We start from the raw sequence: 14,865 nt of genomic DNA, 5'->3' as shown, positions 1-14,865 counted from the left end.
TGCCCGGCGACAACGTGTCGATCACGGTCAAGCTGATCAACCCGATCGCCATGGAAGAAGGTCTGCGTTTCGCCATCCGCGAAGGCGGCCGTACTGTGGGCGCTGGCGTTGTGGCCAAGATCCTCGCGTAATTAATTTTTTTCCGGGGTGCGCCAAAAAATGCAGGGCATTTTTGTTCCGTCCTCAGCTGTTTTAGAGGTTTGATGCAGGGGTATAGCTCAATTGGCAGAGCGTCGGTCTCCAAAACCGAAGGTTGATGGTTCGATTCCTTCTGCCCCTGCCACCCGATTGTTGAGGTGGTCAACGCCGACGACGGTGTGAAAACATAACAAGCAAGCCCGCCAGGAGTTGAAAGCTTCGGGTGGGCTTAAGCGTCTGCAAGGGCGCATGAAGATTGAACAGGAAATTCGGCAGCCATGGCCTCTACACAAGTTGAAACCGTCAGTACCAATGCGGACAAAGCCAAGCTGGGTTTGGCTGTGGTGTTGGTGCTCGCATCCCTTGTCGGTTTTTATTTGCTGGCCAAGCAAGGCCAGGTTGCGCAGTGGGGCGCCCTGCTTGCAGGTCTGGTTGCTGCCGTCCTTATTTTTGTATCTTCCGAACTTGGCAGGCAGTTTCTGGCTTTTGGCCGCGACTCGGTTCGCGAAGTTAAAAAAGTCGTTTGGCCAGAGCGCAGGGAGGCCATCCAGATGACGGCTTACGTGTTCGGCTTCGTGGTGGTGATGGCATTGTTTTTATGGCTGACGGACAAGACGCTTGAATGGGTGTTTTACGACCTGATCCTGGGATGGAAAAGATAATGAGCGATCTGAACGATACGGCATCGAGAGATGTTGTGACTGATGCATCCCATGCATTGGCGCCTGGCATGCAATGGTATGTTGTGCATGCGTATTCCGGCATGGAAAAAGCCGCTGAGCGCAATATTGTCGAGCGCATCAACCGCTCAGGGATGCAGTCCAAGTTTGGGCGTTTCCTGGTGCCTACCGAAGAAGTGGTAGAGATCAAGAATGGCCAAAAGAAAACGACCGAACGCCGTTTCTTTCCGGGTTATGTGCTGGTTGAAATGGTCATGGACGACGAAACCTGGCATCTGGTGAAGCACACCAACAAGGTCACGGGTTTTGTGGGCGGCGCAAAAAATCGTCCAGCACCCATTTCTGAGGAAGAGGTGCAAAAGATCGTCAGCCAGATGCAGGTCGGCACTGACAAGCCGCGTCACAAGGTCGAGTTTGAAACGGGTGAATATGTTCGTGTCAAGGACGGCCCCTTCACCGATTTCAATGGCACCGTGGAAGAAGTCAATTACGAAAAGAACAAAGTCCGCGTGTCGGTCACGATCTTCGGACGTGCGACGCCGGTTGAGCTTGAATTCAGCCAGATCGAAAAGACCTGATTTCCGTTTCTTCTCGTAAGAAATCACAGTAAACACTGTGGGCTGAGCAGATAAAATTTTGCGTCTTGCAACTCGGCGTGAAGGATTTCCAGGAATCCATTTTGAGTTGTGTAACCCCCGGGAAGCTTGAGAGCTGTTGTTTGACAGTTTTCAGGCGTTATGACCCGCAAGGAGAAAAGTATGGCGAAAAAAATCGTCGGCTTCGTCAAGCTGCAAGTACCAGCTGGCAAGGCCAATCCATCCCCACCGATCGGACCCGCTTTGGGTCAACGTGGTCTGAACATCATGGAGTTCTGCAAGGCATTCAATGCCCAGACCCAGGGCATTGAGCCGGGTACACCACTGCCTGTGGTGATTACGGCTTATGCTGACAAGAGCTTTACCTTCATCATCAAGACACCTCCTGCTGTCTCCATGATCAAGAAAGCCATCAAACTCGACAAGGGATCGGCTACGCCGCATTCCGCCAAGGTTGGCAAGATCACCCGCGCACAGCTGGAAGATATCGCCAAGGCCAAGATGAAAGATTTGACTGCCGCCGATCTGGATGCTGCAGTCCGTACTATTGCCGGTTCCGCCCGTTCCATGGGTGTGACGGTGGAGGGTGTTGTATGAGCAAGCTGACCAAACGTCAAAAAACCGTCGGCGACAAAGTTGACAGCAACAAGCTGTACGCATTGCCTGACGCACTCGGACTTGTCAAAGAGTTCGCTGTCGCCAAGTTCGATGAGTCCATCGATGTGGCTGTGCAACTCGGTATCGATGCCAAGAAATCCGACCAGGTTGTGCGTGGCGCAGTCGTGATGCCCAACGGCACCGGCAAGACCAAGCGCGTTGCCGTATTTGCCCAGGGTGCCAAGGCTGAAGAAGCCAAGGCTGCCGGTGCAGACATCGTCGGCATGGACGATCTGGCTGCCGACATCAAGGCCGGCAAGATGGACTTTGACGTGGTGATCGCTTCCCCTGATGCCATGCGCATCGTCGGTACGCTGGGCCAGATTCTTGGCCCACGTGGCCTGATGCCCAATCCCAAGGTCGGTACCGTGACGCCTGACGTTGCGACGGCTGTACGCAACGCAAAAGCTGGTCAGGTCCAGTTCCGCGTTGACAAGGCCGGTATCGTGCATGGCACCATCGGTCGTCGTTCGTTCGATACTGAAAAGCTGCAAGGCAATCTGGCTGCACTGATCGACGCACTGATCAAGGCCAAGCCTGCTACCAGCAAGGGTGTATACCTGAAGAAAGTCGCCGTATCCTCGACGATGGGTGTGGGCGTTCGCGTTGACACGCAAACCATCGCGGCTTAAAGGCAAAAATTTGAACGACGCGCAGGCGTTGTTCAGAGTGGTGGGCTGCCGGGGTTTTCCCCTGCAGGTCATCCAGGACCGTTGGTGTGCACAGCTTGAATAAATCAATCAGGGTGTGCGCTTAATCGAAAGACAGCCAACGCAGATGGCGGTCCCGCTGCTTGAATGGTTTTGAAAAGAATCTGAAAACAGTTGGTCGCTGAACATGAGCGTGTTGAAGGGTTGAAAGCAGGTGCAAGCTTGCCAAAACCCGACAGTACATTTTTAAGGAGTAGACCTTGAGTCTCAACCGCAGTGAGAAACAAGCCGTCATTGATGAAGTGACAGGCCTCGCCGCTAAAGCTCAAACGCTCGTGATGGCGGAATACCGTGGCATCACGGTCGCTGACATGACCAAGCTGCGCAGCCAAGCCCGCGAAAAAGGCGTGACCCTGAGTGTTCTGAAGAACACCCTGGCTCGCCGTGCCGTGGCAGGTAGCGCATTCGAAGTCTTGTCCGACCAGATGACCGGTCCGCTGATCTACGGCTTTTCCATTGATGCCGTCGCTGCTGCAAAAGTAGTGGCTGACTTCGCAAAAACCAACGACAAGCTGGTGATTCGCGCAGGTGCATTTGCTGGGAAAACCCTGGATATCGAAGGCGTTAAGCAACTGGCCAGCATTCCTTCCAAGGAAGTGTTGCTGGCCCAGTTGTGTGGCTTGCTGATGTCGCCTATTTCGCGAACCGCTGCCGTGCTGGCAGCGCTGTCCGCGCAACGTGGCGCTGGCGCAGAAGAAGTGGCCGAGGCTGCAGAACCTGCCGCAGAAGTCACCGAAGCCGCAGCGGCGTAAACAGCAGACCTTTGAGGGACAGGTTGCAGCGCCCAGGCGCCAAGCCTTGTCCCCAACTGTTAAAGAAATTTTTTTAGGAATTCAAAATGGCATTCGATAAAGACGCATTTTTGACCGTGCTGGACAGCATGACGGTCCTCGAACTCAACGATCTGGTGAAAGCCATCGAAGAGAAGTTTGGCGTGAGCGCAGCTTCCATGGCTGCTCCCGCTGCTGGTGGCGGCGGTGCAGGTGCTGCTGTTGCTGAAGAGAAGACCGAATTCAATGTCGTTCTGCTCGAAGCTGGCGCGCAAAAAGTGCAGGTCATCAAGGCCGTGCGCGAACTGACCGGTCTGGGCCTGAAAGAAGCCAAGGATCTGGTGGACGGCGCTCCGAAGAACGTCAAGGAAGGCGCCAACAAGGCCGACGCAGAAGCCGCCAAGAAGAAGCTGGAAGATGCCGGCGCGAAAGTCGAACTCAAGTAATTCTTGCGGTTCGAAAAGGCTGGAAGACCTCTACGGGCTTCCAGCCTTTCCCCGTTTAAGGCTCAGCCCGACACACCGGCCTGAGCCACCTCTAACTCCCCAAAAGACAAGTGTCTTTTACGCCGGACGAAAAAAATACTGGAAAAAGGATTAAAAGTCTTTTTCCCAGTGTTTTCTGAATCCCCGACTGCAGAAACGCCTTGGTCCGGGTGCTGTGCAATGCATCACCGTCCGCCATGGTTGGTAGTGGCCAACCACCAAGTTGCCTGAATACGTGGTGTATTCGGGTTCGAGAGTCCCAGAGCCCATCATGACGGAGAACTCATGGCCCTAACTTCTAGTTACAGTTTCACCGAACGCAAACGCATCCGTAAAAGCTTCGGAAACCGCGAAAGCGTGTTGACGGTTCCCTACTTGCTGCAAATGCAGAAAGATGCGTACATCGCATTCCTGCAAGCCGATCGCGCGCCCCAAAAACGCATGCTTGAAGGCCTTCAGGCCGCCTTTCAAAACGCTTTTCCCATTGTCTCGCACAACGGTTTTGTCGAGATGAAATTCATCGAGTACAACCTGGCCAAACCGGCCTTCGATGTACGCGAATGCCAGACCCGCGGACTGACCTTTGCCTCGGCCGTGCGCGCCAAGGTTCAACTGATCATTTATGACCGCGAGTCATCGACATCGCAGTCCAAGGTCGTCAAGGAAGTCAAGGAGCAGGAAGTCTACATGGGCGAAGTGCCGCTCATGACCGACAAAGGCTCTTTTGTCATCAACGGCACTGAGCGCGTCATTGTGTCGCAGCTGCACCGTTCGCCAGGCGTGTTTTTCGAACATGACAAGGGCAAAACGCACAGCTCGGGAAAACTGCTGTTTTCGGCACGCATCATCCCTTACCGTGGCTCTTGGCTCGATTTCGAGTTCGATCCGAAAGACATCCTGTACTTCCGCGTTGACCGTCGCCGCAAGATGCCGGTCACGATCCTGCTCAAGGCCATTGGCCTGAACCACGAATCGATCCTGGCCAACTTCTTTGTCTTTGACAATTTCCGCCTGATGGACAGTGGTGCACAGATGGAGTTCGTGGCCGAGCGCATGCGCGGCGAAGTCGCCCGCTTTGACCTGACCGACAAGTCGGGCAAGGTCGTCGTGGCGAAAGACAAGCGCATCACGGTTCGACATACCCGCGAACTGGAGCAAAGTGGCACCACCAGCATCAGCGTGCCGGAAGATTTCCTGATCGGCCGTGTCGTTGCCAAGAACATCATCGACACGGACACCGGCGAGATCATTGCCAAGGCCAATGACGAGTTGACCGAAGCGTTGCTGAAAAAGCTGCGCGTCGCCGGCATCCATGATGTCCAGGTGCTGTACACCAACGAACTCGACCAGGGTGCCTACATTTCGCAAACCCTGCGCGCCGACGAAACGGCTGACGAGTTTGCGGCACGTGTCGCCATTTACCGCATGATGCGCCCCGGCGAGCCACCCACGGAAGACGCGGTTCAGGCCCTGTTCCAGCGCCTGTTCTACAACCCGGACACCTACGACCTGTCGCGCGTGGGGCGCATGAAGTTCAATGCCCGTGTGGGCCGCGATGAATCCACCGGCCCGATGGTCATGACCAACGAGGACATCCTCGCCGTCGTCAAGATCCTGGTCGATCTGCGCAATGGCAACGGTGAAGTCGATGACATTGACCACCTCGGCAACCGCCGGGTACGTTGTGTCGGCGAACTCGCTGAAAACCAGTACCGCACCGGTCTGGCGCGTATCGAAAAGGCCGTGAAGGAACGTCTGGGCCAGGCCGAGCAAGAGCCGCTGATGCCGCATGACCTGATCAACAGCAAACCGATCTCGGCCGCCCTGAAGGAATTCTTCGGCGCCTCGCAGCTGTCTCAGTTCATGGACCAGACCAATCCGCTGGCCGAGATCACCCACAAGCGCCGTGTTTCGGCCCTTGGCCCCGGTGGTCTGACCCGCGAGCGTGCTGGTTTTGAAGTGCGTGACGTGCACGTGACCCATTACGGCCGCGTCTGCCCGATTGAAACGCCTGAAGGCCCGAACATCGGCCTGATCAACTCGCTGGCCCTGTACGCCCGCCTGAACGAATACGGTTTCATTGAAACGCCGTACCGCCGGGTGGCTGACAGCAAGGTGACGATGGACATCGATTACTTGTCGGCCATCGAAGAAGGCAAGTATGTGATCGCCCAGGCCAATGCCGCGCTGGACAAGGAAGGCCGCCTGACCGGCGACCTGGTATCCGCCCGTGAAAAAGGCGAGTCCATCCTGGTAAGTGCCGAGCGCGTCCAGTACATGGACGTGTCGCCGGCGCAGATCGTGTCGGTCGCTGCTTCGCTGGTTCCGTTCCTGGAGCATGACGATGCGAACCGCGCGCTGATGGGCGCCAACATGTCGCGTCAGGCCGTTCCCGTGCTGCGTCCGGAAAAGCCGCTCGTCGGCACCGGTATCGAGCGCGTGGCGGCAGTGGACTCGGGCACGGTGGTCACGGCCACCCGTGGCGGTATCGTTGACTATGTCGATGCCACCCGCATCGTGGTACGCGTCAACGATGCGGAAGCCCTTGCCGGTGAAATCGGCGTGGACATCTACAACCTGATCAAGTACCAGCGTTCCAACCAGAACACCAACATCCACCAGCGTCCCATCGTCAAGATGGGTGACCATCTGGCCAAGGGTGACGTGGTGGCTGACGGTGCATCGACCGACTTGGGCGAAATCGCCATTGGCCAGAACATGCTGATCGGCTTCATGCCGTGGAATGGCTACAACTTCGAGGATTCGATCCTGATATCCGAGCGCGTGGTGGCCGAAGACCGCTACACCTCGATCCATATCGAAGAACTCGTGGTGATGGCGCGTGACACCAAGCTCGGTTCCGAAGAAATCACCCGCGACATCCCCAACCTGTCCGAGCAGCAGCTCAACCGTCTGGACGAATCCGGCATCATCTATGTCGGTGCCGAAGTCCAGCCGGGCGACACGCTGGTGGGCAAGGTCACGCCAAAAGGCGAGACCACGCTGACGCCCGAAGAAAAACTGCTGCGCGCCATCTTCGGCGAAAAAGCCAGCGATGTGAAAGACACCTCGCTGCGCGTCAGCCAGGGTTCGTCGGGCACCGTCATTGACGTGCAGGTCTTCACACGTGAAGGCATCGTGCGCGACAAGCGTGCCCAGCAGATCATCGACGACGAGCTCAAGCGCTACCGCCTGGACCTGAATGACCAGCTGCGTATCGTGGAAGCCGATGCCTTCGACCGTATCGAAAAGCTGCTGATCGGCAAGATCGCCAATGGCGGCCCGAAAAAGCTGGCCAAGGGCACAAAACTCGACAAGGCCTACCTGACCGACGTCGAGAAGTATCACTGGTTCGATATCCGTCCTGCTGATGACGAAGTCGCTTCGCAACTCGAAAGCATCAAGAATTCGATGGAGCAGACGCGCCATAGTTTCGATTTGTCTTTCGAGGAAAAGCGCAAGAAGCTGACGCAGGGCGACGAGCTGCCATCCGGCGTGCTCAAGATGGTCAAGGTTTACCTGGCTGTCAAGCGCCGCTTGCAGCCCGGCGACAAGATGGCCGGCCGCCACGGCAACAAGGGTGTCGTGTCCAAGATCGTTCCGGTCGAAGACATGCCGCACATGGCCGATGGCACGCCGTGCGACATCGTGCTGAACCCGCTGGGCGTGCCTTCGCGCATGAACGTGGGTCAGGTGCTCGAGGTCCATCTGGGCTGGGCCGCCAAGGGCCTGGGCCAGCGGATTGGCGACATGCTGCAGGCCGAGTCCAAGGTGGCCGAATTGCGCCAGTTCATGGACACGCTGTACAACAAGTCGGGCCGTACGGAAGACCTGGCCTCGCTGTCGGACGAGCAGGTCGTCGAGATGGCCCAGAACCTGACCGCTGGCGTGCCTTTTGCCACGCCGGTGTTTGACGGCGCCTCGGAAGAAGACATCATGACCATGCTGCAACTGGCTTATCCCGATGCAGTGGCCAAGGCCAAGGGCTTGAGCCCGACGCGTACCCAGGCGCAGCTGTATGACGGACGTACCGGTGATGCCTTCGAACGCACGACGACGGTCGGCTACATGCACTTCCTGAAGCTTCACCACCTGGTGGACGACAAGATGCACGCACGTTCGACCGGTCCCTACAGCCTGGTCACGCAGCAGCCGCTGGGCGGCAAGGCCCAGTTCGGTGGCCAGCGTTTCGGCGAAATGGAAGTGTGGGCGCTGGAAGCCTACGGCGCGGCTTACGTGTTGCAGGAAATGCTCACGGTCAAGTCCGATGACGTGGTGGGCCGTACCAAGGTGTACGAAAGCATCGTCAAGGGCGAACACGCGATCACCGCCGGTATGCCGGAGTCGTTCAACGTGCTGGTGAAGGAAATTCGCTCGCTCGGCATCGACATGGAACTCGAACGCAGCTAGTCCAGTGGCCTTGCGGGACAGGGCAGGATTGCGACGCAATCTGCCCTGTCCTCAACTGATTAAGAGGATTTACACATGAAATCGTTACTAGACCTGTTCAAGCAGTTCACGCCCGATGAGCATTTCGATGCCATCAAGATTGGCATGGCTTCGCCCGAGAAGATCCGTTCGTGGTCTTTCGGCGAGGTCAAAAAACCCGAGACGATCAACTACCGCACCTTCAAGCCAGAGCGCGACGGTCTTTTTTGCGCCAAGATCTTTGGCCCGATCAAGGACTACGAATGCCTGTGCGGCAAGTACAAGCGCCTCAAGCACCGCGGCGTGATCTGCGAGAAGTGCGGCGTTGAAGTCACGCAGACGAAGGTTCGCCGCGAGCGCATGGGTCACATCGACCTGGCCGCGCCGTGCGCGCACATCTGGTTCTTGAAGTCGCTGCCATCGCGTCTGGGCCTGGTGCTCGACATGACATTGCGCGACATCGAGCGCGTGCTGTACTTTGAAGCGTATGTGGTGACCGATCCCGGCATGACCCCGCTGAAGAAATTCAGCATCATGTCGGAAGACGATTTCGACGCCAAGCGCAAGGAATACGGCGACGAGTACACCGCCAAGATGGGCGCCGAAGGCATCAAGGACCTGCTCGAAGGGCTGGACCTCGATGTTGAGATAGACAAGCTGCGCAATGACCTGACCGGCTCCGAGATCAAGATCAAGAAAAACGCCAAGCGCTTGAAATTGATGGAAGGATTCAAGAAATCCGGCATCAAGCCCGAATGGATGGTGCTCGACGTGCTGCCGGTGCTGCCGCCGGACCTGCGTCCCCTGGTGCCGCTGGACGGTGGCCGCTTTGCGACCTCTGATCTGAACGATTTGTACCGCCGCGTCATCAACCGCAACAGCCGTCTGCGCCGCTTGCTGGAATTGAAAGCGCCTGAAATCATTGCGCGCAACGAAAAGCGCATGCTGCAGGAAGCTGTCGACAGCTTGCTGGACAACGGCCGCCGTGGCAAGGCCATGACCGGTGCCAACAAACGCGCACTCAAGTCGCTGGCCGACATGATCAAGGGCAAGTCAGGCCGTTTCCGCCAGAACTTGCTGGGCAAGCGCGTCGATTACTCGGGTCGTTCCGTGATCACCGTGGGCCCGACGCTCAAGCTGCACCAGTGCGGCTTGCCCAAGCTGATGGCGCTGGAACTGTTCAAGCCCTTTATCTTTGCGCAGCTCGAAGTGCGTGGCATTGCCACCACCATCAAGGCGGCCAAGAAGGAAGTCGAAACCGGCACGCCAGTGGTCTGGGACATTCTGGAAGAGGTCATCAAGGAGCATCCGGTGATGCTCAACCGTGCGCCTACGCTGCACCGTCTGGGTATCCAGGCGTTTGAGCCGATCCTGATCGAAGGCAAGGCGATCCAGTTGCACCCGCTGGTTTGCTCGGCCTTCAACGCCGACTTTGACGGTGACCAGATGGCCGTTCACGTGCCGCTGTCGGTCGAGGCGCAGATGGAAGCCCGCACCCTGATGCTGGCGTCGAACAACATCCTGTTCCCGGCCAACGGCGAGCCTTCCATCGTGCCTTCGCAAGACGTGGTGCTGGGCCTGTACTACACGACCCGCGACCGCACCAACGGCAAGGGCGAAGGCCTGGTGTTTTCGGACACCGGCGAAGTGCGCCGCGCCTTTGACGCGGGTGAACTCGACCTGAACGCCCGCATCAGCGTGCGCCTGACCGAGTGGAGCAAGGACAAGGAAACCAACGAGTTCGTGCCCTCGACCAAGCTGTGGGAAACCACCGGCGGCCGTGCACTCCTGTCGGAAATCCTGCCCAAGGGACTGCCTTTCTCCAACATCAACAAGGCGTTGAAGAAAAAGGAAATCTCCAAGCTGATCAACGTGTCTTTCCGCAAGTGCGGCTTGAAAGAGACCGTTGTATTTGCCGACAAGCTGCTCCAGTCGGGTTTCCGCCTGGCGACCCGGGCCGGCATTTCGATCTGTATCGAAGACATGCTGGTGCCCAAGGAAAAGACCGCGATCATTGCGCACGCCCAGAAGGAAGTCAAAGAGATCGAGCAGCAGTACACCTCGGGTCTGGTGACGGCCGGCGAGCGCTACAACAAGGTGGTGGACATCTGGGGCAAGTCGGGCGACGACGTGTCGAAGGCCATGATGGCCCAGCTGTCCAAGGAAAAGGTCATTGACCGCCACGGCAATCTGGTCGAGCAGGATTCGTTCAATTCGATCTACATGATGGCCGACTCCGGCGCGCGCGGTTCCGCCGCGCAGATTCGCCAGGTGGCTGGTATGCGGGGTCTGATGGCCAAGCCTGACGGCTCGATCATCGAGACGCCCATCACCGCGAACTTCCGCGAAGGCCTGAACGTGCTGGAGTACTTCATCTCCACCCACGGCGCCCGCAAGGGTCTGGCTGACACGGCGCTGAAAACTGCCAACTCGGGCTACCTGACCCGCCGTCTGTGCGACGTGGTGCAGGATCTGGTCGTGACCGAACACGACTGCGGCACGCTTGATGGCTCGGTCATGCGCGCCATTGTCGAAGGCGGCGAAGTCATCGAATCGCTTCGCGACCGGGTTCTGGGCCGCACCATCGTCGAGGACGTGCTGCACCCCGAGAACCGCTCGGTGCTGACCAAGGCCGGCGTCATGCTGGACGAGGACATCATCGACGGGCTCGAAGCCGCTGGCGTTGACGAAGTCAAGGTACGCACCGCGCTGACCTGCGAAACCCGCTTCGGCCTGTGCGCCAGTTGCTACGGCCGTGACCTGGGTCGCGGCGGCCTGATCAACATCGGCGAGGCGGTCGGCATCATTGCTGCCCAGTCGATCGGCGAGCCCGGCACGCAGCTGACGATGCGGACCTTCCACATCGGTGGCGCAGCATCGCGCGCCGCCATTGCTTCGAGCGTCGAAGCAAAGTCCAACGGTGTGATCGGTTTCAACGCACCGATGCGCTATGTGACCAACGGCAAGGGCGACCTGGTGGTGATTGCCCGTTCCGGCGAGATCGTCATTCATGACGAGCATGGCCGCGAGCGCGAGCGCCACAAGGTGCCTTACGGCGCGACGCTGACGGTCAAGATCGACCAGACCATCAAGGCTGGCGCGATCCTGGCCAACTGGGACCCGCTGACACGCCCCATCATCACCGAATTCGCCGGCAAGGTGCAGTTCGAGAATGTGGAAGAAGGCGTGACCGTGGCCAAGCAGGTCGATGACGTGACCGGTCTGTCCACCCTGGTGGTGATCGATCCGAAGCGTCGCGGCGCGACCAAGGTGATTCGTCCTGGCGTCAAGCTGATCGATGCGACAGGCAACGAAGTAAAAATCCCCGGCACCGACCATTCGGTGACGATCGGCTTCCAGATCGGCGCGCTGGTTCAGGTGCGTGACGGCCAGGACGTGGGCCCAGGCGAAGTGCTGGCCCGCATCCCGATCGAAGGCCAGAAAACGCGAGACATCACCGGCGGTCTGCCGCGTGTCGCCGAGTTGTTCGAAGCCCGTACGCCGAAAGACAAGGGCACGCTGGCCGAGATGACCGGCACCGTGTCGTTCGGCAAAGAGACCAAGGGCAAGATTCGCCTGCAGATCACCGATCCCGAAGGCAAGGTCTGGGAAGACCTGGTTCCGAAGGAAAAGAACATTCTGGTGCACGAAGGCCAGGTGGTCAACAAGGGCGAGTCGATTGTCGATGGCCCGGCCGATCCGCAGGACATCCTGCGCCTGCTGGGCGTGGCCGAACTGGCCCGTTACATCGTCGATGAAGTGCAGGACGTTTACCGCCTGCAGGGCGTGAAGATCAACGACAAGCACATTGAAGTGATTGTTCGCCAGATGCTGCGCCGCGTGGTCGTTGAAAACGTCGGCGACACCACCTACATCGCCGGTGAACAGGTCGAGCGTTCGGCGCTGCTGGATGTCAACGACGCCCTGCGCGCCGATGGCAAGATTCCGGCCACCTTCAGCAACCTGCTGCTCGGTATCACCAAGGCATCGCTGTCCACCGATTCTTTCATCTCGGCGGCTTCCTTCCAGGAAACCACCCGCGTTCTCACCGAGGCGGCCATCATGGGCAAGCGCGACGAGTTGCGCGGTTTGAAAGAAAACGTGATCGTCGGTCGTCTGATTCCTGCCGGTACCGGCATGGCCTACCACGAAGCGCGCAAGGCCAAGGACCTGATGGACGACTCCGAGCGTCGCGCCATTGCCGAGTCCGAAGCCGCCGAACTGGAAGCCTCGCAGGCTGAAACCAGCGATGAAAACGCCGCCGCCGAGTAACTTCTGCGAACGCACGGTGCCTTGACAGGCACCCGGCCCCGCCCTTGAAAAAGTGCGGGGCTTTTTTTCATGGCTGGAAAACCGCTTTTTCTTAATGAAATCAGGTTTTCGCGCAATCTGGGCGTGCATTGACAGCTATTAAAAAAGTAGCGATGCGACGGTGGGATGTGTTCAAGGCGTAGAAAAACTGGCGTCAACCTTGCACCTGTCGCCCCTGATGGCTAGATAAAAGACTGATTTCAGTGCGAAACTGTCCTGCTTCACAAGGAATTTGCCCATGTCATTGCAAACAATTGTTTCCCTTACCCTGCTGGCCATGCTGGTGTTCTGGGCGGTGGGTGCCTACAACCGGCTGGTGCGGCTCAAGAACGTCATTGCCAATGCGTTCGGCCAGATCGATGTCCAGCTCAAGCGCCGCTACGACCTGATTCCCAACCTGGTGGAGGCGGCCAAAAAATACCTGGAGCATGAGCAAGTCACGCTGGAAGCGGTGATTGCCGCCCGCAACCAGGCCCGCAGTGCCAGCGATGCCGTGCGAAGCCGTCCCGGCCAGGCCGATGCGGTCATCGCGCTGGCCGCCGCCGAGCAGACGCTGGACGGCAGCCTGGGCCGGCTGTTTGCGCTGGCCGAGGCCTATCCCGACCTGAAGGCCGACCAGACGATCCGCGAACTCAGCGAAGAACTCACCAGCACCGAAAACAAGGTCGGCTTTGCCCGCCAGGCCTACAACGACGCCGTGCTTGACTACAACAATGCGCAGGGCCAGTTTCCTGCGCTGCTGCTCGCCCGTGCTTTCGGTTTCGCGCCCTCCGTGATGCTGCAGGCCACCGAGAACGCCACAGAGCGCCAGGCGGTTCGCATCCAGATGTGAGCGACCTGGGGGATCAATAAATGCGGTTTTTTCAAGCGCAGGAAAAGGCCCGGGCGCAAACCCTGCGTCTGCTGATGCTGTTTGGCCTGGCCGTGCTGGCACTGGTGCTGTCGGTCAATGGCGCGCTGGCGCTGACCTGGAGGCTGGTGACGCCGGGCTGGACCGGCTATCCGGCGTATTTTTTCAGTGTCAACACCGGCATGACGCTGCTGTTCGTGCTGGGCGGCTGGTGGCTGGAAACCTCGGTGCTGGACGGCGGTGGCCAGGCGCTGGCGCGTCAGGCGGGCGCCCGGGAAGCCTGGCCGGCCAGTCGCGAGGCCGAGCAGCGCCTGTGCAACATCGTCCATGAGCTGGCAATTGCCGCCAGCATGAAGCCGCCCCAGGCGATGGTGCTGCCGCGCGAGGACAGCATCAACGCCTTTGCCGCCGGCTGGGACGAAGACGACGCCATCGTGGCGGTCACGCAGGGCGCGCTCGATCGTCTGAGCCGCGATGAACTGCAAGGCCTGCTGGCACACGAGTTCAGCCATCTGCGCGAAGGCGATACCCGGCTGAACATGCGGCTGGCGGGCATGGTGTGCGGGCTGGAGATGATTTTTAGCCTGGGCCAGCGCATGTGCGAAATTGATGAAAACGGCAACCGCTCCTTTCTGGCGCTGCCGGGCTTTGCCATCATGAGCACCGGCTCGCTGGGCTGGCTGGCGGGCCGGGCGCTGAAGGCTGCCGTCTCGCGCCAGCGCGAATTCCTGGCCGATGCGCGCGCCGTGCAATTCACCCGCAGCAAGGACGGGTTGGGCGGCGTGCTGCGCAAGGTCGCCGGGGAAAGGGCCAGCGCCGGACGGCGGCCGGGTGGCAGGACGCATCATCTGCACCCGGCGGTGCACCATATGCTGCTGGTCAGCGACGCCGCCCCGACGCGCTGGTTTGCCAGCCACCCGCCACTGGCCGAACGCATCCGCCGGATTTACGGCCGGTCGATGCCGATGCTGTCTGCCCGGCACGACGAGGCCGTGACGCGGCCCGACGCCCTGTTCTAGAGTGCATTCATTCTGACCAGAAAATGTTTTTTGACATCAAACAGGCTTCTTGCGCACGCTGCGTATGCGCTGGAAGCTATGGTTTAAGTAGCAAAAATACGGTATTTCCTGCCTGCCGTGAGGGTCGGTCAAACCGGTTCCGCTCTGGCCTGGCCCCCTTTTCGTGCACCCGGCCCTGCCGGTGCTGCACAAGGGCTTTGTCCCGACCGGGGCCGGGGCTG

General features: G+C 58.9%; 10 protein-coding genes, 1 tRNA gene and 1 pseudogene. All 12 read left to right on the top strand.

Annotation, left to right across the window (positions count from 1 at the left end):
- Positions 1 to 131 (top strand): annotated as a pseudogene (locus GZ092_RS16155) (elongation factor Tu); the annotation flags it as partial.
- 76 nt (positions 132 to 207) lie between these two features.
- Positions 208 to 283: transfer RNA gene (locus GZ092_RS16150), tRNA-Trp, on the top strand.
- A 133-nt stretch (positions 284 to 416) separates the two neighbouring features.
- Positions 417 to 800 (top strand): preprotein translocase subunit SecE, encoded by a 384-nt coding sequence (secE, locus tag GZ092_RS16145; protein ID WP_293637915.1) that lies wholly within the window; start codon positions 417 to 419, stop codon positions 798 to 800.
- Positions 801 to 868: 68 nt separating this feature from the next.
- Positions 869 to 1,396 carry a transcription termination/antitermination protein NusG gene (gene nusG / locus GZ092_RS16140; RefSeq protein WP_293637919.1) on the top strand — a complete coding sequence of 176 codons (528 nt, stop codon included), beginning with the start codon at positions 869 to 871 and terminating at the stop codon, positions 1,394 to 1,396.
- A 180-nt stretch (positions 1,397 to 1,576) separates the two neighbouring features.
- Positions 1,577 to 2,011 (top strand): 50S ribosomal protein L11, encoded by a 435-nt coding sequence (rplK, locus tag GZ092_RS16135; RefSeq protein WP_196865016.1) that lies wholly within the window; start codon positions 1,577 to 1,579, stop codon positions 2,009 to 2,011.
- Positions 2,008 to 2,703, top strand: coding sequence for a 50S ribosomal protein L1 (rplA, locus tag GZ092_RS16130; protein ID WP_293637909.1), 696 nt, complete (start codon positions 2,008 to 2,010; stop codon positions 2,701 to 2,703). The genes rplK and rplA overlap by 4 nt, the downstream gene beginning before the upstream one ends.
- Positions 2,704 to 2,981: 278 nt before the next feature.
- Positions 2,982 to 3,533 carry a 50S ribosomal protein L10 gene (gene rplJ, locus GZ092_RS16125; protein ID WP_293637907.1) on the top strand — a complete coding sequence of 184 codons (552 nt, stop codon included), beginning with the start codon at positions 2,982 to 2,984 and terminating at the stop codon, positions 3,531 to 3,533.
- Positions 3,534 to 3,619: 86 nt separating this feature from the next.
- Positions 3,620 to 3,997 (top strand): 50S ribosomal protein L7/L12, encoded by a 378-nt coding sequence (gene rplL, locus GZ092_RS16120; protein ID WP_011803004.1) that lies wholly within the window; start codon positions 3,620 to 3,622, stop codon positions 3,995 to 3,997.
- A 324-nt stretch (positions 3,998 to 4,321) separates the two neighbouring features.
- Positions 4,322 to 8,446: a DNA-directed RNA polymerase subunit beta gene (gene rpoB / locus GZ092_RS16115; RefSeq protein ID WP_293637906.1), complete on the top strand. Its 4,125-nt coding sequence runs from the start codon at positions 4,322 to 4,324 to the stop codon at positions 8,444 to 8,446.
- Positions 8,447 to 8,521: 75 nt separating this feature from the next.
- The gene (gene rpoC, locus GZ092_RS16110) at positions 8,522 to 12,736 is read left to right on the top strand and encodes a DNA-directed RNA polymerase subunit beta' (RefSeq protein ID WP_293637904.1); all 4,215 of its coding nucleotides are present in this window, start codon (positions 8,522 to 8,524) and stop codon (positions 12,734 to 12,736) included.
- 277 nt (positions 12,737 to 13,013) lie between these two features.
- Positions 13,014 to 13,607 (top strand): LemA family protein, encoded by a 594-nt coding sequence (locus GZ092_RS16105; protein WP_293637902.1) that lies wholly within the window; start codon positions 13,014 to 13,016, stop codon positions 13,605 to 13,607.
- Positions 13,608 to 13,627: 20 nt separating this feature from the next.
- Entirely contained in the window at positions 13,628 to 14,644 is a 1,017-nt protein-coding gene (locus GZ092_RS16100) for a M48 family metalloprotease (protein ID WP_293637900.1), read from the top strand.
- Positions 14,645 to 14,865 lie beyond the last annotated feature (221 nt).

Source organism: Polaromonas sp., assembly GCF_010365105.1.
In the GTDB taxonomy this organism is placed as follows: domain Bacteria; phylum Pseudomonadota; class Gammaproteobacteria; order Burkholderiales; family Burkholderiaceae_C; genus Polaromonas.
Note: the sequence above shows the minus strand (reverse complement) of the source record. Positions and strands in the feature narration are given on the sequence as shown.

Coding starts and splice junctions, on each gene's coding strand:
- rpoC (WP_293637904.1), top strand. CDS start 8,522: ATGAAATCGTTACTAGACCTGTTCAAGCAGTTCACGCCCGATGAGCAT.
- GZ092_RS16105 (WP_293637902.1), top strand. CDS start 13,014: ATGTCATTGCAAACAATTGTTTCCCTTACCCTGCTGGCCATGCTGGTG.
- rplA (WP_293637909.1), top strand. CDS start 2,008: ATGAGCAAGCTGACCAAACGTCAAAAAACCGTCGGCGACAAAGTTGAC.
- nusG (WP_293637919.1), top strand. CDS start 869: ATGCAATGGTATGTTGTGCATGCGTATTCCGGCATGGAAAAAGCCGCT.
- secE (WP_293637915.1), top strand. CDS start 417: ATGGCCTCTACACAAGTTGAAACCGTCAGTACCAATGCGGACAAAGCC.
- rplK (WP_196865016.1), top strand. CDS start 1,577: ATGGCGAAAAAAATCGTCGGCTTCGTCAAGCTGCAAGTACCAGCTGGC.
- rplL (WP_011803004.1), top strand. CDS start 3,620: ATGGCATTCGATAAAGACGCATTTTTGACCGTGCTGGACAGCATGACG.
- rpoB (WP_293637906.1), top strand. CDS start 4,322: ATGGCCCTAACTTCTAGTTACAGTTTCACCGAACGCAAACGCATCCGT.
- GZ092_RS16100 (WP_293637900.1), top strand. CDS start 13,628: ATGCGGTTTTTTCAAGCGCAGGAAAAGGCCCGGGCGCAAACCCTGCGT.